General features: G+C 30.6%; 18 protein-coding genes and 1 pseudogene. 13 read left to right on the top strand and 6 right to left on the bottom strand.

The window, feature by feature from the left end; genetic code table 11:
- The first annotated feature begins 22 nt into the window (after positions 1-22).
- The 6 genes and pseudogenes from HNP99_RS16450 to HNP99_RS16425 all read left to right on the top strand — a co-directional run bounded on the left by HNP99_RS16450 (position 23) and on the right by HNP99_RS16425 (position 7,164).
- Positions 23-172 carry a hypothetical protein gene (locus HNP99_RS16450; protein WP_173854542.1) on the top strand — a complete coding sequence of 50 codons (150 nt, stop codon included), beginning with the start codon at positions 23-25 and terminating at the stop codon, positions 170-172.
- A 12-nt stretch (positions 173-184) separates the two neighbouring features.
- Positions 185-730 (top strand): annotated as a pseudogene (locus tag HNP99_RS16445) (FtsZ/tubulin family protein); the annotation flags it as partial.
- A 344-nt stretch (positions 731-1,074) separates the two neighbouring features.
- Positions 1,075-2,733 (top strand): DUF262 domain-containing protein, encoded by a 1,659-nt coding sequence (locus HNP99_RS16440; RefSeq protein WP_173854541.1) that lies wholly within the window; start codon positions 1,075-1,077, stop codon positions 2,731-2,733.
- Positions 2,734-2,742: 9 nt separating this feature from the next.
- The gene (locus HNP99_RS16435) at positions 2,743-4,731 is read left to right on the top strand and encodes a DUF262 domain-containing protein (RefSeq protein ID WP_173854540.1); all 1,989 of its coding nucleotides are present in this window, start codon (positions 2,743-2,745) and stop codon (positions 4,729-4,731) included.
- Between the two features lie 56 nt (positions 4,732-4,787).
- Positions 4,788-5,414: a metallophosphatase domain-containing protein gene (locus HNP99_RS16430; RefSeq protein WP_173854539.1), complete on the top strand. Its 627-nt coding sequence runs from the start codon at positions 4,788-4,790 to the stop codon at positions 5,412-5,414.
- An 88-nt stretch (positions 5,415-5,502) separates the two neighbouring features.
- Positions 5,503-7,164, top strand: coding sequence for an ATP-binding protein (locus tag HNP99_RS16425; protein WP_173854538.1), 1,662 nt, complete (start codon positions 5,503-5,505; stop codon positions 7,162-7,164).
- 607 nt (positions 7,165-7,771) lie between these two features.
- Here HNP99_RS16425 and HNP99_RS16420 read toward each other — a convergent pair.
- Together HNP99_RS16420 and HNP99_RS16415 are read right to left on the bottom strand one after the other, a co-directional pair.
- The gene (locus HNP99_RS16420; protein WP_173854537.1) at positions 7,772-8,461 is read right to left on the bottom strand and encodes an SIMPL domain-containing protein; all 690 of its coding nucleotides are present in this window, start codon (positions 8,459-8,461) and stop codon (positions 7,772-7,774) included.
- A gap of 59 nt (positions 8,462-8,520) precedes the next feature.
- Complete coding sequence (locus HNP99_RS16415) at positions 8,521-9,159, bottom strand: rhomboid family intramembrane serine protease (RefSeq protein ID WP_173854536.1); 639 nt, start codon at positions 9,157-9,159, stop codon at positions 8,521-8,523.
- 112 nt (positions 9,160-9,271) lie between these two features.
- On the opposite strand from HNP99_RS16415, the gene HNP99_RS16410 reads away from it, so the two are divergent.
- The gene (locus tag HNP99_RS16410) at positions 9,272-10,141 is read left to right on the top strand and encodes a lysophospholipid acyltransferase family protein (RefSeq protein WP_173854535.1); all 870 of its coding nucleotides are present in this window, start codon (positions 9,272-9,274) and stop codon (positions 10,139-10,141) included.
- 73 nt (positions 10,142-10,214) lie between these two features.
- Positions 10,215-11,783 carry a protein adenylyltransferase SelO gene (locus HNP99_RS16405; RefSeq protein ID WP_173854534.1) on the top strand — a complete coding sequence of 523 codons (1,569 nt, stop codon included), beginning with the start codon at positions 10,215-10,217 and terminating at the stop codon, positions 11,781-11,783.
- 74 nt (positions 11,784-11,857) lie between these two features.
- On the opposite strand, the gene HNP99_RS16400 is transcribed toward HNP99_RS16405, so the two are convergent.
- The 4 genes from HNP99_RS16400 to HNP99_RS16385 form a co-directional block, all read right to left on the bottom strand.
- Entirely contained in the window at positions 11,858-13,348 is a 1,491-nt protein-coding gene (locus tag HNP99_RS16400) for an aminotransferase class V-fold PLP-dependent enzyme (RefSeq protein WP_173854533.1), read from the bottom strand.
- 87 nt (positions 13,349-13,435) lie between these two features.
- Positions 13,436-14,014, bottom strand: a complete 579-nt coding sequence (locus HNP99_RS16395) for a porin family protein (protein ID WP_173854532.1) — start codon at positions 14,012-14,014, stop codon at positions 13,436-13,438.
- Between the two features lie 32 nt (positions 14,015-14,046).
- Positions 14,047-14,832 (bottom strand): membrane metalloprotease, encoded by a 786-nt coding sequence (locus HNP99_RS16390; RefSeq protein ID WP_173854531.1) that lies wholly within the window; start codon positions 14,830-14,832, stop codon positions 14,047-14,049.
- A 79-nt stretch (positions 14,833-14,911) separates the two neighbouring features.
- Positions 14,912-15,955, bottom strand: coding sequence for a hypothetical protein (locus HNP99_RS16385; RefSeq protein WP_173854530.1), 1,044 nt, complete (start codon positions 15,953-15,955; stop codon positions 14,912-14,914).
- Positions 15,956-16,246: 291 nt separating this feature from the next.
- Here HNP99_RS16385 and HNP99_RS16380 point away from each other — a divergent pair, with 291 nt between their 5' ends.
- The 5 genes from HNP99_RS16380 (at position 16,247) to HNP99_RS16360 (ending at position 23,451) form a co-directional block, all read left to right on the top strand.
- A complete protein-coding gene (locus HNP99_RS16380) occupies positions 16,247-16,762 on the top strand; it encodes an RNA polymerase sigma factor (protein WP_173854529.1) in 516 nt (171 codons plus the stop codon).
- A gap of 61 nt (positions 16,763-16,823) precedes the next feature.
- Entirely contained in the window at positions 16,824-17,741 is a 918-nt protein-coding gene (locus HNP99_RS16375; protein WP_173854528.1) for a FecR family protein, read from the top strand.
- Positions 17,731-20,262, top strand: coding sequence for a TonB-dependent receptor (locus tag HNP99_RS16370; RefSeq protein WP_173854527.1), 2,532 nt, complete (start codon positions 17,731-17,733; stop codon positions 20,260-20,262). The genes HNP99_RS16375 and HNP99_RS16370 overlap by 11 nt, the downstream gene beginning before the upstream one ends.
- Positions 20,263-20,532: 270 nt before the next feature.
- Entirely contained in the window at positions 20,533-21,267 is a 735-nt protein-coding gene (locus HNP99_RS16365; protein ID WP_173854526.1) for a hypothetical protein, read from the top strand.
- A 597-nt stretch (positions 21,268-21,864) separates the two neighbouring features.
- Complete coding sequence (locus HNP99_RS16360; protein WP_254596882.1) at positions 21,865-23,451, top strand: hypothetical protein; 1,587 nt, start codon at positions 21,865-21,867, stop codon at positions 23,449-23,451.
- Positions 23,452-23,561 lie beyond the last annotated feature (110 nt).

Genomic DNA, 23,561 nt, shown 5'->3' with positions numbered 1-23,561 from the left:
ATATCAAATTTAAAAGTAAAAAATGAAAAATTCTACCAATGTAAATTCAAATTTAGATTGTACCGTTGATAAAAACAGTTCCATAACCATACTCGGCATTGGAGGTTGCGGTTGTAATATTGTAAATGCTATTTACCAACAGCAATTAAAAGGAGTTGATTGCGTTGCTTAAGACACCAATCTTCAGACGCTAAAGAATAGTAACATACCTATCAAAATTCAATTAGAAACAGCTTCAGCTACTGAACTTGATACCAACGTAGCCCCTAAAATAAGCTACGAAGCATTTATAAACGAAGTAGAAAAAGTAATTACCAAAAGCACCAAAATTGTGTTTCTGATTGCTGGTTATGGTGGAGAAACTGCAACTTTGGCGCTTCCCTTCATAGCTGAAATAATTCGACAAAAAGTGATTATTACTGCAGCTTTTGTAATCACACCTTTCGCCTTTGAAGGCGAAAAACGATATCAATTTGCTTTTGATAATGCTCAAAACCTAAAAGATCAAGTTGATGATTTCCTTCTTTTAGATAATAATAAAGTAAGGAAAAAATACGGGAATATAAGTACAAAGGCATCTCTTTCAAAAATGGATGAAATTATAATTAAAACGATAGAAGTTGTTTCTGAAATTCTTGAAAAAAACAAAGGTTTTGAAGATATTTCGAAAATTCCTATCAGCGAAATAGGATTTAGAGAATATCAAAAAGTTTTTGGAAACGTAGATTAAAGCACCTACCACTTAAAAAGCGGAAATACTATTGATGATTTGTAATGACAATATAATAGCTGCAGCCAAAAACAGGAAAATAAATTACAATTAATAGCGCCTCCTTTTGTTTTTTTTATATCAATATTTCGCATCAATTTAGACTGTAATAAAGAATACACTAGAGTTTTATAGAATGTCAATATCATAGTGTAATATTTTTTATATATAAGATTTACAAGGCAAAATTAATTAACTTGTACGAAAAATTTGCTGTATAATTAAATCATCACAATGCTTTGAGTGATGCTCGGGCTTGTGGGGAACTTTTTAATATATATATATATAAACGACTAAAAATAAATATGGAAGAAAAAAACACATTAGAATTAAAATCGATAAAAACTATTATCGAAGAGAATAATCATTTCTTTGTTGATTCATATCAACGTGGATATAAATGGGATGAACAACAAGTAATAGATTTATTAAATGACATTAATGAATTTGAATTAGGAAAAAAGGGGGAGTTCTATTGTCTTCAACCAATTGTCGTAAAAAAAACAGAGGGTAAAGTCGAATTAATTGATGGCCAACAGAGAATAACTACCATTTTTATTATTCTATCAGTTTTAGATGAAAAAAGCTTTAAAATTGATTATCAAACAAGGAAGAAGAGTGAATTGTTTTTAAATAACCAAATTTCAAATAACTCAATTGAAGAATCCAACTGGAATATTTTCAAAAACGAAGAAATAAATAATATAGATAATTATCATTTATTTATTGCTTACAATGTGATAAAGAAATGGTTTTTAGAAAACCCTGAAAATAATTTATATGGTAATCTTGTAAATTGTACAAAAGTTATATGGTATGATGTAAAGGAGGAAATAAAACCTCAAGAACTTTTTGCAAGAATCAATATTGGAAAAATTCCTCTTACGAATTCAGAATTGATAAAAGCATTGTTTTTATCTTCTAAAGAAAATAATTTGACTAATGAAGTCAAAAATCAGATTGCTTTAGAATGGGATTTTATAGAAAAAGAATTGCAAAATGATGAGCTATGGTATTTTATTTCATCTGGAAAAGAAAACAAGTTTACAAGAATTGATTTTTTATTAGATATAATTGCAAACAAACATTTTGAAGATAAGAAACAAGACAAATTATATTCATTCCATTTTTTTGCTAAAAAGGAAATAAATCTAAACGATGAGTGGCAAAAGATTACCGAATTGTTTTATTGTTTACAAGATTGGTTTAACGATCTTGAATTGTATCATTTAGTTGGTTATCAGTTAGCAGTTTCCGGAAAAAACAAAATAAAAGAAGTTTATAACAAACAAAAAAGCACATCCAAAAGAGAATTTAATAAGTGGGTAAATGATGAAATAAAAAAATCAGATACTGTGCAAAAATTAGGAGATTATCTTTATGGTTCAGGACTAGTTACTAATGCTTTGCTTTTATTCAACATAAAAACTCATATCAATAACTCATCAGAAAACAATTTTAATAGATTTCCTTTCAAGTCATTTAAGATAACCAAATGGTCTGTAGAGCATATTCATGCTCAAAAGTCAGACGGAATGAATTCTTTAGATCAATGGAATAAATGGATGGAAGATTCAATAATTGGATTGAAGAAAATAGAAGAAATAGAAAATGTTTCAAATCTAATAATAGAAATTCAAGAGCACAATAATGACAAATTGTCCAAAGAAAAGTTTGAAGAATTATTTAATAAAGTTGTAAAATTAACTTCTGACGGTAGCGAAATGAATGAAATAAGTAATTTAGCTTTATTGGATGGAAAAACAAACAGTTCGTTAAGTAACAACATTTTTGCAACTAAAAGGGAAATGATTATTAAGGCCGAAAAAGGAAATCATTACCTACCCATTTGTACAAAAAATGTGTTTTTAAAACAATACACAAAAGATCCAAAACAATTTTATTTTTGGACAAATAGAGACAGAGAGGATTATTTTGAAGCTATTAAAACAACTATTTCATAAAACTACATAATGGAAAAAATACAGACTATAGGAGAAAAAATGACCTTTTGGAAACTTTTAAATGATAATAAAATTATCATTCCGAAGATTCAACGTGATTTTGCTCAAGGGAGAGAAGACGTGAAAATTGAAATTATTAGAACAGAGATACTGAATAAATTATTTGATGTTTTAGATAAAGATAATCAAGTTTTAAACCTTGACTTTGTTTATGGTTCTAATGATAATAATGAATTAATTCCACTTGATGGTCAGCAACGTTTAACAACTTTATTTTTATTACATTGGTATTTAGCAAGAATTTCAAATAACTATACAGAAGAATGCAAAGAAATTCTATTGAAGTTTAAATATGAAATTAGAAGTAGCACTCAAAAATTTATTACAGCTATACTGACTAAAGAAATTAGTTATGAAGTTGAAAACTTATCTATCGAAATAGAGAATCAATCTTGGTTTTTTTATTCGTGGAAAAAAGATCCAACTGTGAAAGCAATGTTGGTTATGGTTAATGCTATTCATAATTTATTTAAAGGGAAAACAGAATTTTGGGAGAAATTAAGAACAAGGGAAGATATTACCTTTTATTTTTTGCCATTAAATGAATTCAAACTAACCGATGAATTGTATGTTAAAATGAATTCGAGAGGTAAGCAATTGTCTGATTTTGAAAATTTTAAAGCTTGGTTGGATGACGAGTTAGAGAAAAAAACAACTAAAGAATTTAAAAAAGATTGGTCTTATAAATTAGATACAACTTGGACAGATTTATTTTGGAATTCGGATAATGGGGATAACTCAATTGATGAAGAAATGATGAATTTCTTTAGAGGAATAGCTTTTTTTAATTATGTTGAAAATTTTAAAGGAAATATTAAATCAGAAGAGTTTAAACTAAAAACAACAGTTTTTAATGATGTTAATATCTATATTTCAAACAAAGAATATCAAACTTTCCTTTTTGATTTTAAGGACATAAAGGATGATATCATTATTCAAAACATTACCACTTTTTTAGATTTTTATTCAAAAGAGGAAGTGGCATTAAAGATAAATGAATTATTAAAAGAGGTGAATTTTTGGGATTCAGAAAAGGAAGATAATTCAAATCTATTTATGCGTTTTTTAAGCAAAACAGATTTTAAGTCCAGAACTTTGTTTTATGGATTGTTTCAATATGTTCTATCAAATAATAAAGATATTGAAGAAATAGAATTTAAGAAAAAAATTAGGATTTTAAGGAATTTAGTTGAAAACACAGATATTAATACGGAAAACATTAAAAATGTTTTAAGCTCTGTAAATAGATTAATGAGACTGGATGATGTTATTAATGAAATTGCATCTATTGAGTTGACTGGATTTTATGGTAATCAAATTACAGAGGAGAAGTTAAAAGCAATTTTAATCAATATTGGAGATTATGATTGGAAAAGTCAAATATGTAAAATTGAAGTTGATTCTTTTTTAAAAGGTAAGATTGATTTTTTATTAGAATTTTCAAAAATTAATGAAGTATATGATTTTGAAAAATTTAAAAAGGTTTCAAATTCTTTTTTACTAATATTTAAAATAAAAGATGATTTATTAAGGAGAGCATTGTTAACTATAGGCGATTACTCAAGTTGGGATGGATATACTTATTCACTTTCGGCTCATAGATATTCTTTATTAAATTCAGCTTCAGAATGGAAAACTGCCTTTGATAATAAAGATAATAAATTTATTCGTCCAGTTTATAATTTATTAGATATGATTACTGTTAATCAGGAACGAAATGAATTTTTAAATAGTTTAATAAATAAAGAATTGGCATTCAGTGATTGGCGTAATAAAATAATTAAGGATAAAAAACTTTTAAGCGAATGTTATCATAAAAGAATTTGTTTAAATGAAGAAAAATCCGTTTTATTTATGCTTGAAAAAACAAGAGTTGTTGGGGAGAACTTCAGAAAACTAAATCTAAAAAAATCACTGAAAGAGGAAGAGATAAATTAGCATTGAATTATAAAGAATAATTAAATATCACAATATTTTAAACCAAACCAACAAAAATGACCCTAACCCTAATCTCCGATACCCATTTCCGTCACAACCAATTAGAATTACTTGGTGGCGATATGCTCATTCATGCAGGTGATTTGTGCGGATATGGAACGGAAGATGAGGTCATTGTTTTCTTGAGATGGTTTGAAGAACAACCCTACACACATAAAATTTTTATTGCGGGGAACCATGATTGGTTTTTTGAAAAAAAAGACAAAGCCTATATTGATAAAGTAATACCAAAAAACATTCATTATCTCAACGATTCAGGAATAGAAATTGAGGGGCTGAAAATATGGGGTTCGCCTGTGCAACCTGAATTTTGTGATTGGGCTTTTAATCGAAAAAAAGGCACTGAAATCAACAGACATTGGCGTTTAATCCCTAAAGATACCGATATTTTAATTACACACGGCCCGCCTTTTGGGATTTTAGACCGAACGGCTTCCAATTATAATGCAGGATGCGAAATGTTGCTCAAAAAAGTAAACCAAATCAAACCCAAACTTCACGTATTTGGTCACATTCACGAAGGTTATGGAATGAAGGAGAAAAGCAAAACCATTTTTGCAAATGCTTCTTCGGTAAATGTAAATTATCAATTGGTAAATGCTCCAATTGTTTTTGAAATTTAAAAATAGATTTACAACTTAAAAGATTTGTAGAACGACACACCTTGGCAGTGTGTCGTTTTATTTTTGTACCATACTAAAACATAAAGTTATGGAAACTACAGAAATGACCATTTTAAAAGCGGTAGAAACGATTCACAAAACTTCTGAAAAATCAAAGCTAATTTTGGACCGTTATGATGCCTTAAGCTTCGAAATCCAATACATTTCTAACTATTTTCAAATTAATGATATCCAGAGTATTTTGCTTTCCAGTTTTATTAGTTTGTCTTGCTTTGATGAAATTGAACTGAAAGAATTAATCACTTATTTTGGACTAGAAAAAATTGGATTCTTACCTTATTTGAATGACATTCAATATTTGGTTGACAAAAATATTTTAAATAAAGAAAAACATAGAAATGTGCTACAAGAAGATTATTCGGTAAAAAAAGACTTGTTGGAATTTCTTGTTTCCAATAAAAATATCCCCTCTGAATTGATTTCGATACAACTAATAGATGATACTTTTCATGTATTTTTAAAAGACTTAGATGTTTTAAGTGATGCCAAAGACAATAAAGAAATTCAGTATCACATTTTTGCATATCGATTCAAAAAATTATTAAAAGACAATCGAAAGTTTCCACTAATCAATTATGCTTGTGAAAATTTAGAACCTATTGATTCTTTTGTTTTTTTTGATGCTGTTCTTGATGCTATTTCTATAGGAGATAATGATTTTAACACTGCTTTTCAAAAAACAGTAGATGATTTCACGAAAAGTAAAAGTGATACTTTTGACTATGTCTCCAGTTTTTTATTAGGTAAAACAAAGTTGAATACTTTGAATTTGGTAGAAAAAGACAAGAGTGAATTTGCCAACAGACACAAAATACAATTGTCTTCAAAAGCGGTAAGAATGCTCAGTGAGATGGAAGGAATTTCGTTTGTGCAAAAAGAAAGCAAAAACGATAAACTGATTTATCCTGATAAAATTCAAAAGACCAATTTGTTCTACAACCCTTTAGAGCAACAATTGCTAGAACCCGTTGTAAAAAGTATGTCGCAAATAGCATTCTCCAATTTGCAAAAGCGATTAAAAGCGAATAATATGCCTGTTGGCGTGAGTTCACTTTTGTATGGAGCTCCAGGAACTGGAAAAACGGAAACGGTATATCAAATTGCCAAAAAATACAATCGTCCAATTTATAAAGTAGAAATTTCCGAAACTAAATCAATGTGGTTTGGTGAAAGTCAAAAATTGGTTAAAAAGATATTTACTGATTATTATGAATTGAAAGAGCAAGAAAAAATATGTCCTATTTTGCTTTTTAATGAAGCAGATGCGATCATTGGAAAACGAAAAATGGCAGGATCTTCCAGCGTTTCCGATACTGAAAATGCAATTCAGAATGTACTTTTGGAAGATTTAGAAAACTTCGATGGAATCCTATTTGCAACTTCTAATTTGTTTAATAATTTGGATCCTGCTTTTGAAAGACGCTTTCTGTTTAAAATTAAATTTGATACTCCTTCCGTAGATAACGCAGCTAAAATCTGGAAAAATAAATTGCCCAGTATTACTACTAAAGAAGCATCCTATTTAGCCAATAACTATAAATTTTCAGGTGGTGAAATGGGGAATATTGCTCGAAAATGCATTATGGAAGAAGTGGTGTTGGGAAACAAATTAACTTTTGAAAAAATTATCAGTTTTTGTAATTCAGAGAAATGGGAGAAAAATACAGTTGCTACTAAAATTGGGTTTTAAAGTTTTAAAATTACAATAGAACACGGCCATACTTTGGCATTGACTCTCAGTACTTTCGAGGATTTAAAGATAAAACATAAGATTAGCATTTCTGCTTTTGTAAGTTGTTTTTAATAAAATTATTGACACAAGGCATATTATCTATACTCTCCTACTCCATTAGCTACGTTAAATTAAGTATGTGTTCAAATAGGTTACATCCTACAAGTAATCAGAATCCTAAATATAAATAAGTAATTATCCTCTAAAAAAAACAATTATATTAAAAATTAGTTAACTTTGCAACTCATTATATTCGAATTATTACGTTCATTAAAATCAAGTTAAGTAACTGATATAGATGCAATTTAACTATCAAATTAACTCTATTAGTTTTATGGCAAAATCGTGGCACATACCGTTTCAAATTTAGACAAATGCAGCATAGATAAGGGTTTAGCCGATTAGGTTCGAATCCTACTCTCCCCACTAAAACGTTTCAAGAAATTGAAACGTTTTTTTTTATGCCTTATTTTTCCAAAACAGTCTTAAAATCATTCACAAAAAAAAACTACTCACATCTTACAACAAAGTGAGTAGCTTTTTTTAAAACTTACTATGGTAATACTTATTCTAAAATAAAACTAACATTTACATTTGCTGTGATTTCAATTTCTCCTACAGCAAGTGTTTCCCTAGTAGATACTGAGTCACTCATTTCTGCTTTCATCATCCGAGCATAAACAGGTTGTGGAGAATAGGTTTGAGAATTATCTGATATTGTAATTGCACGACCTACTTTTTGCCCCAATACAGACACGTAATCCTCTGCTTTAAGCTTGGCGTCTTTCATTGCTAATTTTCTTGCCTCAGCCTCATGTTTAGCTAAATCCGAAGATTGAAACATTACATTATCAATTCGGTTTACTCCTTCAGAAACTAATCCTTCCATCAATTCATCATATTGATTCAGGTTTCTTACAATTATTTCGATTGTTTGTGTCGCATTATAATTGGTTTTCTTCTTAGCATAATCATACTGAGGATTTAAGGCTACACGCTGCGTTCTATAATCTGCAGTGGCGATATTATTTTTCTTGATTAACTTTAAAACAGCATCAATTTGCTTGTCGTTTTCTCTCTTAACCTCTTTTGAATTGCTTCCTTTTGTCTCTACTGTAGCAGTAATCGTCGCTTGATCTGGTGCCACTTTTACTTTGGCTTGTCCATTGACACTTATTTGTGGTACTTGTTTAATTTCCTGTGCATACGAAGTTGAAATAAAAGCGAGAGCTAAAATTATTATTGCTTTTTTCATAATATGTTATTTTGATTGTTTTTTATATTGTTATAACTATTATTTCAAAAGCCGTGCCATCATAACTTACCCATCTTTGCCATAACAAAAAGAATAACAATTGGAATAGCCAATAAAACAACCATTAAACTATGTTGCGCTATTAGACCCGGATTTGTTGCTAAAGTGATTAAATAGCCACCTATAGCGCCACCAAAATGGGCTGTATGTCCTATATTATCATTTTTAGCACGCATACCGTAAATTGAATATAGCAAGTATAATATTCCGAATAAATACGCTGGAACTGGAATAATAAAAAACAGTCCCAACATCATATCTGGTCGCAATAATATAGCCGAATATAAAACTCCTGTTACCGCTCCAGATGCTCCAACTGCACGATAATTATAATCATTTTTATGAAAAACAATGGTGAGTAAACTACCAAATAACAAACTCCCCAAATATATAATAACAAAGGATAAACTTCCTAAGTAAGCAATAACTACAGGAGCAAAAAAATAAAGTGTAAGCATATTAAAAGCCAAATGCCCAATATCAGCATGTAAAAATCCGGATGAAATCAATCTAATTTGCTCTCCTGATCGCACACTCCCCATGTGAAATTCATATTTTCTAAAAAAGGCAGTGTCTTCAAATCCTTTAAAACTAAAGATAACGTTTGCTGCAATAATTATAATTAAAATGGTATTCATAAATTGATTTTATATTTAAATGTAAATATAGTGATTCTCTAATAGCCAACTTTACTACTTTATATTTTTTTAACGCTAGCCATTTTTGACTTACCTTTGCAAAAAAAACTGCATGCAATTTCTAGTTTATATAGTAGCTTATCCTCTACTTTGGTTGGTATCTATTCTTCCGTTTCCTATATTTTATGCTTTGTCTGATGCTATTTATGTTTTAGTTTATCATATTGTTGGTTATAGAAAAAAAACAGTTCGTGCTAACCTAGCGCTAGCTTTACCTAATCTAAGCGATAGAGAACGTTTAATTATTGAAAAAAAATTCTACCACCATTTATGTGATATGTTTTTAGAAATGACAAAAACAATGACCATGTCACCTGAAGAAATGAGCAAGCGTTTTGTTGTTACTAATCCAGAACTAATAAAAGAATATGAAGCCAAAGGCAAAAGCATTATGCTCTTAGCGTCTCATTATGCGAGCTGGGAATGGTTATTGACGTTAAATACAAAAGTTGCTTTTCAGGGAATTGGAGTTTATAAAAAAATCAAAAATAAATATTTTGATAAATTAGTAAGAGACATTCGTTCCAAATACAATACCCAACTTGTGGTAACTAGAGATACAATTCCGCTGATTTCAAATAACCAGCGCAAGGGAGTGCTTTGCATGTATGGTTTGGCTAGTGATCAATCACCAAAAATCACACGTGTTACACATTGGGATACTTTTATGGGAATTGAAGTTCCTGTGCATACAGGTGCCGAAGTTTTGGCTAAAAAGTATGATCTTCCAATATTATTTGCTAAAGTAGAAAAGGTAAAAAGAGGCTATTATAAAGCCACTTTTATTCCATTAAGTAATGATCCTAAGTCTATTCCTAATTTTGAAATTACGCATCAATTTATCCAAGAAGTAGAAAAACAAATCTACGAAGCACCTGAATATTACTTTTGGACACATAAAAGATGGAAGCACAAACGCTAATTATTTGGACATTTTAGTTTTAATTAACTAGTGTTTCCGCTAAATTTCGTTAATTTTGATTGTAATATACCTTATGATGAAATTAAAAATAAACAATAGATTTAGTACTGAATTACCAGCTGACCTTGATGAAACTAATGTTACTCGTCAAGTTCACAATGCTTGTTTTTCTTATGTAAATCCCAGAGTACCATTCAACCCTCAATTAATTCATTACTCTAAAGATGCTGCGAAGCTCATTGGTTTAACCAAAGCTGATGCAGAAACACCTTACTTCACCAATATATTTTCCGGTAAAGAGGTTTTACCGGAAACTCGTCCTTATGCTATGAGTTATGCCGGACATCAGTTTGGGAACTGGGCTGGACAGTTGGGTGACGGAAGAGCAATTATCCTAACGGAAATTGAATATCAAAATAAAAATTTCACACTGCAATTAAAAGGCGCTGGAATGACACCTTATTCTCGTCGTGCTGATGGTCTAGCGGTATTGCGTTCCTCAATTAGAGAACATTTATGTAGCGAAGCCATGTTTCACCTTGGTGTACCCACTACTCGATCACTTTCTTTAACGCTTACTGGCGATCAAGTTTTACGTGACGTAATGTATGACGGTCACGCCGAATATGAAAAAGGAGCTGTGGTTTGTAGAATTGCGCCTTCATTTATTCGATTTGGGAATTTTGAATTATTTTCTTCTCAAAATGATTTGACAATTTTAAAATCACTTACCAACTTTACTATAAAAAATCATTTCCCAGAAATTAAAGGGAACTCAAAACTAGATTATATTGCTTTTTTTAAGGCTGTTGCCAATAAAACACGTGCCAAGATTGTACATTGGCAGCGTGTGGGTTTTGTGCATGGTGTAATGAATACTGATAACATGTCGATCCTTGGGTTGACTATTGATTACGGACCCTACGGTTGGCTAGAAGATTATAATCCTGATTGGACTCCTAATACTACTGATCGTGAAAACAGAAGGTACCGCTTTGGAAACCAACCACAAATTGCATTGTGGAATTTATACCAATTAGCAAATGCCTTATTTCCTTTAATTGAAGAAGCAGCGCCATTAGAAACCATTCTACACAGTTTTCAAGAACTTTATGAGGAAGATTACACAAGTATGATGCGTGATAAACTAGGATTAGCAATTCCAACAGAAACAGATACCGAATTGCTAGGGCTGCTTTCGCAAAATTTACTCTTGCATGAAACTGACATGACTATTTTCTTTAGGAAATTAAGTGAAATTAAAAAATCCGACTCCGAAGAAATTGCTTTTGCAACTATTGCCGAATCATTTTATAATCCCGAAAAAGTAAGTGAGCAAACAAAAGCGATTTGGTTGTATTGGTTCACACAATATAGTACGCGTTTACAAATAGAAACAGCAACCGATCAAAAAAGAAAACTAGCCATGGATAAAGTAAATCCTAAATATGTTTTACGAAATTATATGGCACAATTAGCCATAGAAGCTGCTGAAAATGAAGATTATTCCTTGATTGAAGAATTACATATTTTGCTAAAAAAACCGTACGATGAGCAAGAATCTGCTCAAAAATGGTTTGCTAAAAGACCTGATTGGGCGAGAGAGAAAATAGGAAGCTCTATGTTGTCTTGTAGTTCTTAAAAAAATAAGACGCCAATTTTTAAATAATTTTCTCAGCTTAATTCTTTTTCGATAAAAACTAAGCTGAGAAAAAATTATATAGAAAACCATTTATCCACTAAGCTGTCTTCTAAATTTTTAGCCTTCTGGTGGATAAATTCATTAGTATTTTTATTGTATTCATAATCTAAAGCCCAAATTTTATGGTTTTCAGCCAATGATTTAATGCTGTTACAAACAAATTCTATTTCGGTATTTGTTGTTGTTGGATGAATAGACATTCTAATCCATCCTGGTTTTCTAATTAAATCCCCAAGTGTGATTTCATCAATTAATTGATTAGATGTTTCTTGATCTACATGCAATAAAAAGTGTCCATAAGTTCCAGCGCAACTACAACCACCACGAGTTTGAATTCCGAATTTATCATTCAATAACTTCACTCCTAGATTAAAATGCAAATCATCAACGTAAAATGATATTACTCCTAGCCTATCTTTTTGCTGTGCTGCTAGAATTTTGATATTAGGAACTAACTCCAGTGATTCAAAAATAGAATCTACCAGTTCATGTTCTCTTTCTAACATGTTATCCACACCCATTTTTTCTTTTAATTGAATAGCGAGAGCGGTTTTAATTACCTGTAAAAAACCAGGTGTTCCACCATCTTCTCTATCTTCGATATTATCGATAAATTTGTGTTTCCCCCAAGGATTTGTCCAAGAAACAGTTCCTCCACCAGGATTGTCAGGAACTAAATTTTGGTATAATTTTTTATTAAAAACTAAAACTCCAGGAGTTCCAGGTCCGCCTAAAAATTTGTGGGGAGAAAAGAAAATCGCATCTAAATAACTTTCGGGATCATTAGCAGGGTGCATATCAATAGTAACATAAGGTCCAGAGCAAGCAAAATCTACAAAACAAAGTCCGTTATTTTCATGCATTACCTTAGCTACGTCATGGTATGGCGTTCTAATTCCTGTAACATTTGATCCAGCAGTTAGCGAGGCAATCTTAAAGCTTCTATCTTTATATTGATCTAATAAAATTTTAAAATTTTTCATGCAAAATAATCCGTCTTCATTAGACGGAATTACCACCACATCTGCAATAGTCTCTAACCATGTTGTTTGATTAGAATGGTGTTCCATGTGCGAAATAAAAACGATTGGTTTTTTATCGGCTGGAATGGTAATAAAGTCTTTCAAATTCTCAGGAACTCTCAATCCTAAAATACGTTGAAATTTATTTACCACACCTGTCATTCCGGTTCCATCAGTGATTAAAACATCATTTTCATCAGCACGAACATGGTCTTTTATAATATGACGCGCTTTATGGTAAGCTTTAGTCATTGCCGTTCCTGAAATAGTGGTTTCGGTATGCGTATTAGCTACAAAAGGACCAAATTCATTCATCAACTTCTCTTCAATTGGTCGGTACAAACGACCACTAGCAGTCCAATCAGTATAGATGATTTTTTGCTTCCCATAAGGAGAAACAAATTCTTGATTAATACCTATGATGTTGTCTCTAAATTGTTGAAAATAGTGTTCTAATGTTGTTGATTTTTTTGTTGCAATCATGTGGTTCCTTATTTTGCTCCAAATATACAGAATTTTGAGGGTTTAAAGATTTTGAAAATTACAATTTACCGTTATAAATAACAAAACCTATAAATCAAATCCTAATGAAAATTGCCAAACGCTATTTTGCGCTTTATTATCATCATATAAATCGCCTAATCCTAGGTGGTAACGAACTCCAAAAGTAATTCCTGAATCTGTTTTTATGCCTGTCCCAAAATTCACTCCCCAATCAAAACTATTTGGTTCATATTCCTGAGTGGTACTAAGCAAACCTTCATATTGTTCTTTGTGTGTTATTGCAAATCCTACTTGTGGACCTGCTTCTAAAAAGAAATTTTGTGCAGGATACAGTTTAAGCATAACTGGTAGGTTGATATAATTTAATTTTTGTGTAAACGTATTATTGCCATTTTTAATTTCATAACCTTGCTGAGAATACAACAGTTCAGGCTGTATTGCAACACTATTACTTATAAAAGACTCTCCGTAAATCCCCAAATGAAACCCATGTCGCTGTCCAGTTTTAGTATCACCATCAAAACTAACCGCTGCTAAATTATAACCTCCTTTTATACCTGCATTAGACTTACGAGTTTTATCTTGTGCAGTAATTTTAGTAATAATTCCTAAAAATAATACTAGTATTAAAAATCTTGTTCTCATCTTTTATTGCTATTTTTAAAATATAAAATTTACTATCGTCCTCCGTTAGCTTTTAAATCAGCTAAGCATTGTGCATCTAGAGCAGGTACTGACCCGCCAGAAATCATGTTGCCAATTCCTCCTTGCGTTTCAGCTAAATAATACATCAAGCAATTTGTAACATTACAATGCTTAGCATGCTCAGTATTCTCATGATTACTTTGTAATGACGCTCCTAAATTAGTTAAACCAAGAATATGACTAAATTCATGTTCAATAACTGTAGCTTCTAACAAACTTCTCTTTGATGAAAAAGAGTTACCACTAATTTTTTTTATTGTGTTTTCATAAATCACAAAAGAAGTATTTCTATAAGCAGTTCCTAATACAACACTATTCCCCTCATTACTAGCTGAATCGCCGTCTACAAACAAAGCCCAAACAGCTATTTGATCTACGGTATTGTATTTTGTTCGGTTGGCATCTTCAATAGCAGTGATTTCATCATTAGTAAATGTTGCTTTTCCTGAGGATGCAATTTCTCTTTTTAGAACTGTAATACCACCTGGCTTAAAAGTTCTTGCTTCAATAAACGAAACAAAAGTATTTATTGCTGTCGCTGATGGTTCAAATCCTTTTACATATACTAGCTCAATAACCATACTTTTAAATTTCACATCAGAGAGTAGGTCTCTTGAGGATGTTCCAGTTCCTTTTTTATTATTTGAAACAACAGCTGCGTCAGCAACGGGCGAATCAAGAGGACTATTATCATCTTCTTTAGCACATGAAATTAATGTGATTAAAACTACAAACAATAAGGCAATTACTTTTTTCATTTACTTTTTTTTTAAAACCATTTGGCATTCTATTTTAAAACAGTCGTCAATAAAGCCGACTGTTCTAAAAAATATTTTATTATATTTGTTTCAACACTAGCACTATTGCTGCATTTGTAGAACTCTGTAAAATGATTGAACCATTATTAAAACTTGTTACTTTATAGTCATTATTTAATAAATTTAATGATGTATTTCCTGTAAAATTAAGTTTTAAAAGCACTTCTAATTGCGAGCTTACTTCATACGTACCTGTTGCCACAGTATTTAATGTACTTATCACTTTAATAGATTTATCGTTAGCAAAATCTACTGTAAAATCTTTGTAATTAGTAGTTGTTTCAACTCCTGCGTTTACATAAGACTCAACTTTAAACATTCCGTTTACTAAAACTGATTCTACTTCCTTTACATTATTTGCAGCTGCAGTCATTGTTGCTTCTGTTTTTAATGAAGCTTCAAGAGTCGCTTTAAATTCAGCATCACTTGCAACAGTAGTTTTTGTACCATCAGTAAGCGTAACTGACATTGGATATTTTACTGCATACAATTCAGTACTACTAATATTAGTCATATACGCATATAGTTCTTGTTTGGATGTTATAACGACACTTCCCGTTTGTTGAAAACTAACATCATACGTTAATATTGTAATAGGAAAATCAATAGCAACAGATGAAATAGCATCTTCACCTGAAGCTTCTGCGGATGAACAAGCATCTAAGATAGCATTATATTCTGTTTGGTTATTTACTGTAACCTCAGTATAATTGCTTGTTTTAACAGTTAAAGGAAATTGTAGTACTACTGAATCTTGGTCATTATTAAATTGTCCCAATATAGTAATCACTTGTTGGTAATCTAATTCACTAAAAAGCGTAACAGTAGTTCCGTTTACAATTGCTTTAGCAGGAAACATAATTGCTGAACAAGAATTACCATCAATAAAATCATCTACAGAACCATCAAACATTGCGGTACGTTTAAAGTTTGTTGTAGCAGAAGAATTTGCATTATTTGTATTTGGGTTATCTCCATTTACTTCATCAATTTCACTTTGACAAGAAGTTAATCCTAATAATGCAATCATAGTCATTGCTGTAATTTGTTGTACTCTTTTCATAATTTTATATTTAATTTTTAATTTTTACAGGCTTTATTACGCCGTTCTGTAAGTAAGACAATCAAACTTATTTTTACCCTACCCGCAATTTTAAAAAAACATTATTTTTTTTAATCTAAATTTTTAAAACCCTAACCGTCCTAATAATCAAAGCTACTTACTATAGTTTAGCAAAATAACAGCTAATTATTTTTATACATCAATTTTTCCTTTTTTATTCTAAAAAGCATCCCCACGTACTATTCTAAATAAATACTATACTTTTACAAACTATAATAGAATGTATCCTTTATGAGCGACCAAAATAAATCTCTTTGCGACGAAAAACACTTTAACGACTTTTATTTAAAGCAAGTACAGTCAGCTACTAACTTTGCTTTTTACAAATGTGGAGACAAAGACAATGCTTTAGATTTAGTTCAAGATGCATTTACAAAAATATGGGAACATTGTGCAACCATCGATTTTGATAAAGTAAAAACCTATTTGCTTACCACTGTAAATAATCTTTTTCTAAACACTATTAAGCATCATAAAGTAGTTATGGCTTACGCCAAAGAAACACCTAATCATGACATAACAAATCAAAATCCTGAATATTTATTAGAAGAAGAAGAATTTAAAATCAAACTTCAAAACGCCATTGCCTCACTAAGTGATGCGCAAAGAGAAGTTTTTTTAATGAATCGCATAGATGGAAAAAAATACCGTGAAATAGCCGAGCTACTCGATATTTCACAAAAAGCAGTCGAAAAAAGAATGTCAGCTGCACTTAAGATCATAAAAGAGCAAATAGAAAATATCTAAATAATTGATAGCAAGTAGGGTAATTTAATTTTAAGTTGTCTTATATATATAATGCAAGAAAATGAAAGACGAAAAAGAAATATTAAAATGGTTAAATAACGAACTTTCTAGTGAAGAAATCAATGATTTAAAAAAGTCAGAAGGTTTTGAAACACTAGAAAAAATTGCACATTATACTGCTCAAATGCAAGCACCTTCAATTGATGCTGAAGTCGCACTTGAAGCTTTTAGAGCAAAAAATTCGTCTAAAAATAAAAGTAAAACTAAAGTAAGACATTTAAATTTTAGTAAGTTTTATAAAGTAGCTGCCGCTGTAGTTGTACTACTTACTTCGGCTTATTTCTTGTTTAATAATACTACGCAAACATTTGAAACACATATAGCACAAACGCAAACCTTTAATTTACCTGATAATTCACAAGTGCTATTAAATGCAAATTCAAAAATTACTTTTAATAAAAGCAAATGGGATGAATATCGTACTTTAACACTACTAGGTGAAGCGTATTTTCAAGTACAAAAAGGAAAAACTTTTAGTGTAAATACCACTGATGGAGTTGTAAAAGTACTAGGAACACATTTTAATGTAAAGCAACGAGACAATTATTATGAAGTAAGTTGCTATGAAGGTTTAGTAAGCGTTACTTATAATAATCAAACCATCAAACTACCTCCTGGGAAAACTTTTAGAGTGGTTAATAAGCAAATAGCATCTGTAGCCAACTTTGAGTCTCAAAATCCTTCTTGGATGGAGAAAGAATCTAGTTTTGATCGCATTCCATTAAGTCAAGTAATTGCTGAACTCGAACGACAATACGATATTAAAATAAAAGTTGATGATGTAGATACTTCTAAATTATTCACTGGAAGTTTTACGCATTCAAATCAAAAAATTGCTTTAGAATCCGTAACAATTCCGCTTAAATTAAGCTATAAAACTGACGGAAAAACAATCTCTTTTTACAATTATGGCCTATAATAAGTACCTCATTTGTATCATTTTTTGCCTACATTTAATTGGCTATAGCCAAAGTAAGGAAAACAAAATACCCTTAACACAACTCATAACAAAAATTGAAAAACAGTTTGATGTAAAATTCTCTTATGCGGTTGAAGATGTGACCAATATTGCCATAACGCCACCAAATGAAATGCTTAGTTTAACTCAAACATTAGCGTATTTAAATGCTAATGTACTACTGAATTTTAAAACGTTAGACAACCGCTACGTCACTGTTTCAGTTTTAAATAAAACCTTTACCATTTGTAGTGTACTATTAGATTCTAATTCTAAAACACCGTTAATTGGAGCTACAATTCATATAAATAACACTGGGCTGCATACGGTTAGTAACAACAAAGGAAGGTTTAAAATAAACGGTATTCCGATAAACGCTTTTATAACCATTAGTTATATAGGTTATGAAGAAAAAATTTATACTGCTAAACAATTATTTTCTACAGTTGATAGTTGTATTGAACTACTTTTAAAACCCAGTAAAGAGGAACTAAATCAAGTCTTAATCACCAGCTTTCTTACTAGTGGTTTACAAAAATATTTAGATGGAAGCACGGTTTTAAACACCAAGAAATTCGGAATCCTACCTGGTTTAATCGAGCCAGATATTTTACAATCCATACAAGCTTTACCAGGAATTGAAAGTACTAATGAAAGTATCGCTAATATTAATGTACGTGGCGGTACAAATGATCAAAATCTAATGATTTGGGATAATATTAAAATGTACCATTCAGGACACTTTTTTGGTCTCATATCTGCCTATAATCCTAACCTTACAAATAAAGTAGAAGTCATAAAAAATGGGACTAGTGCAGCTTACAGTGATGGCGTATCTAGCACCATTTTGATGCATACAAATGACAAAGTAGGCAACAGTTTTTCAGGTGGTGCTGGAATTAATTTAATAAGTGCTGATGCCTTTTTAGAAATTCCGTTAGCGGCTAATTTACAACTCGATATTTCGGGACGTCGCTCTGTGACTGATTTGATTAACACACCTACATTTACTAATTATTTTGACCGAAGCTTTCAAGATTCAGAAATAAAAAGAAACAGTGAAGGCGTCAACACCAATTCTGATTTCTATTTTTATGACTATACTGCAAAATTACTGTTTGATTTAAACGATAAACACGAATTTAGAGCAAATATTATCGGTATAAATAATGCTTTAGTATACAACGAAATTAATTCTAATACTGCGACAGAGTCTAAGTCTAGTTCGCTTGCGCAAAAAAATGTTGGGTACGGCGCAAACTGGAATGCAAATTGGAATAGTAAGTTCAACACTCAATTGATTGGCTACTATTCTAAATACAATATTGATGCTATTGATTACCGAATTATAAATGAGCAACAGCTTACAGAAGCTAATGAGGTATTAGAAACAGGTATAAAGTTAAGCAGTAATTATACGGTTTCTAAATTCTTAAAATTACTAATGGGTTATCAGTTTACTGAAACTGGAATGCTAAATCAAACCACAGTAAAAAACCCAGATTATTCAAGTACTAAAAAAGATGTTTTAGCAAATCATGCTTTTTATGTAGAAACTGAATACCATAAAAACAATAGTTATTTACGTATTGGTGCTAGGCTAAACTATTATGAGAAATTTAAAAAGCTTCTGTTTGAACCAAGGATCAACTTTAGACAACAACTTACGGCTGCTTTTTCCATTAAATTTGAAGGAGAATTTAAAAATCAAACAAGCACACAAGTAATTGATTTTGAAGACGATTTTCTAGGTGTTGAAAAAAGAAGATGGGTTTTAGTTAATAATAATACTATTCCTATTGCTAAAAGTAAACAAGCTTCACTAGGAATTGGTTTTAAAAGATATAAACTGAACATTGACCTTACTGGATTTTATAAAATTGTTGATGGTATTACAGCTTCTAATCAAGGTTTTTATAATAATTTTCAATATGAAACTGCAAATGGTATTTATACAAATAAAGGAGTGGAATTTTTGATTAATAAAACTACTCAAAAATACAGTACTTGGTTGAGTTACACCTTTAGCCGTAATGATTATGAGTTTGCTAGTTTCACACCGTCAGAATTCCCAAATAATGTTGATATAAGACATTCCTTTTCTGTTGGTTATAATTATTCAATCACCAATAACTTTAAAGTATCAATAGGTGCAAACTGGCGTAATGGTCAGCCTTATACTACTCCAGTTACTGGAAACGAAACCATAAAAAAAGGCAATACTACAAGAGTAAATTATGACGCTCCCAATAGTCAAAATCTAGATAATTTCATGCGTTTGGATGCCTCTTTGAGTTATAGTTTCCAACTTTCAAAAAAGATTAAAGCCAACCTTAATGCGGGTGTAATTAACTTTACAAATGAAAAAAATACTATTAACCGCTATTATAAAGTAGATCCTACTACAACTGATAAAACCATTCAAGTAGACAATAAATCACTTGGAATCACACCTAATGCTAGTTTGAGAATAAATTTTTAGACACATTATTTTTCTAATAATATTATTTTATGAACTTCTTAATTTGAATAAATCGCTATTTTAAAATTTAAAAGCATCGATTACATATCCTAATGTCGTTTTTTTTATTACATTTATTTTTTAGAGAAAAACGATACTATTTAGCGCTTGTTTATTCAAGAACTCAAGCTTTTTTTTAAATAGTACCTAGTTAGCCCGATTAAATTTTAAGGACGGAAATTAAAATTTTTGTTTTCTAAAGGCAAAACTAAACCAATAAAATGAGTTAAAATGAAGAATGATACTGTTACTAATAATGCGTCAATAATTGCTGATAGCTTACCTGATTCCAGAATAAAAGCGGCTGGTTTTTTACCAGATGTATTATCTCGCCTAGATTCTACCAAGATGAAATACAAACCCATTAGTGACGCCAGTATTCCTTTTAGAGATGAAACGAATGCAGCTACTAAAAAAGAAAGTATTGCAAAGCTTATTGAAAAACTAGATGTAACAGGAAATATTCGATATAAAAGAACAGTTGAAGATACGTACTGCAACGTATACTCCTTTGATTACTGCTATTTTACCAATGTTTATCTCCCTACCGTTTGGTGGACAGATGAATCCATAGAAAAAATCCTTAACGGAGAAGAAGTGGAAGCGATCTATGGCGAAACCGTACAAACTATTTACTCCAGTGCTATTCACGATTGGTTTTTGAAATGGGGAAGCAGTTTTGGATGGAAAAGAATTTTAAGCATTGACAAAATGCAAGAAAAAGTAAATACTAGCGGCGGCGTAGGTATTATTTGTGCCAAAAGAAGACAAAGAGGACTCTCAGGACATATTGTTCCCGTAGTTCCAGAAACTAAGCAACACAAAGCGTATCGTGAAAACGAAAAGGTAATTTACCCATTACAATCGCAAGCTGGAAAAGTGAATTACAAGTATTTTACGACTATTAAAAAGGATTGGTGGAATAACGAATTGTACTCTTCATCTGTATTTTATTATCATGATTAATTGAGGTTTAATTTAATTACTAAAAACAAAGGCTAAATTACTTTTTTAGCCAATAAATAAAACTAAGAAAAATAGTATCAATAAATAGGTATTATAAACCGAAGTGTTTTTTATTTTTATAATTATATAAAGTGATAAAAATCAAGTAATTAAATATTATTATTTACTTATAAAGCGACTCTTTTTATCAAAAAATAAACTTCTTAAATATTACTTACTTTCAATAGCATTCTGTTGTTGGAAAAACCAAAATAAAAAAGTACTTTTGCACTCTGGAAAAATACAAGAATAGCAAAAATAAAAACGGTGCTATTCGTCTACTTAAAACATTGAAATAAAAGAAATTAGAATCATCTGTAATTTTGTAAATACATTATAAAATTTTTCTTTTTATCAATCGTTTCGTCGATACAAAACTAAATTTCTAAGACTGAAATTAAATTTCTATAATTTAAAAGTAAAAAAACTTTTTTGACAGCAGTCAGTTAATTCTGAAACACTATTATTAAATGGGTTTCGATGAATTCCTGCTAGAAAATCAGTATACCGCAACAATAAAATGAATAGCTAATAACATCAAAAAAAGAACTCGTATAAATGAAAGAAAATCACACAGCAAAATATTATTGGGGTATTGGATTAGAAAACGAAACCTACCTACAATTTGAAGAATCCTTAATAGTTACTGGTGAGTTTATACAAGAGAAAATTGGTTTTGAGAAATATAGTATTGATTACACAAAAAACTACAAGACGGAAAGCATTGCTCCTTTATTAGCAAAAGGGTTTGATCCCAATAGAAATTATAAAGTAAGTAGAATGATGAACAGTCATTCTTTAGAAAAACTGGATATTAATTTCCAACACAAAACGATAGCTGTAAAAACAGATGAAACTATTGATGTAAAACCGCAACCTATAGACAATCCTGAATATTTAGGACAGTCAATCATGGAATCTTTTTTAAACAATCAGCCTTACAATATTCAAAGTATGATTACCCAAAGAGAGAAAACTATGGGATCAGTACATTTTGATGGCGATTCTATTGAATTTGTTACTAAATATTTTGAAAATAGAACCGTAGTTGATTCCTGCAAAGAATTAAAAGCAACCAAAAAATTATTTCTGGATAAACTAAACGGAGCAGCTGTTTTGAACGAAAAACTAAGCTATCCAGATTACAATTCAGGTATTAATATGTTTATGACCAATCAAGAAAATCTTGTATTGTTCAATAACGGAACCTATCATTTTCACATCACCCTACCTACGCTTACCGAAGATAGCCGTATCGTAGATTACACTGCTTTTGAAAAGACACACAGCAACGCAATCTATCTACTGCAATGGTTTGAGCCGTTTTTTATCGCTACTTTAGGAAGCCCTGATATTATGGGTGTTATTAGTAACAAGTATAATTTAGACAAGCAATTCACTTTGGGTTCAATGCGCAGTGCTATGTCTCGCTACATAGGTGTGGGAACATACAACAAAGCGATGCCAAAAGGGAAAATTCTAACGTATAAAGTGGATGATTTTAGAAAATTACTACAATTCGAAAAAGAAGACAACATCTGGTGGAGAGATCGAATTGAGCAAGAGATGGAATATGAATTACTTCCAGAGGTTGGTCTTGATTTCAACCAAGAAAAAATGTACCAAAGCGGATTTGAATTTAGAAGTCTTGATGAATTCCCTGCTGAATATTTAAACGACGTACTTTTTGCTATTATATTAATATGTGAACATGCGCTGAACCTCCCAGATGTAAAATGGGGACATGATAGCATTGCATGGAATAATTTGGTTTTCAAAACATTAAAATATGGTTATTTAACTGAAATTGATGCGTTAGAAAAAGCAGAAGTAATGGATTTACTACAATTACTTGACCATTCAAACGATAATTACAGTACTTTAAAAGCCGAATTTGATACTATAGTTTTACTAGATGAATTCTTCTTTAAGATTGTAGCTGTTTTACACGACAAATACAAAGACAATAATGTATGTGTAGACGCTATGTTTGGTCAAAAATTAAACGCAGCTCCTCAATGGGATAACTTTAATAAATACCAAGTAGCACAACATCAATTACAAATTAGCCCTTTAGAAACTATTGTGGTAGCACCTGAATTCTCAAAAAAACACAAAGACAGTGAATTAGTTGCAGCCTGTTAATTGGTAAAACGTATAACAAGTTGTTTTCTAAAGGGTATGAAAGAATTATCAAAAATTGATCATTATTCTAAATCAATACGCTTAGAAATATGAATAAAATTCTCTAATTT

This window comes from Flavobacterium gelidicaeli, assembly GCF_013294005.1.
GTDB lineage: Bacteria > Bacteroidota > Bacteroidia > Flavobacteriales > Flavobacteriaceae > Flavobacterium.
Note: the sequence above shows the minus strand (reverse complement) of the source record. Positions and strands in the feature narration are given on the sequence as shown.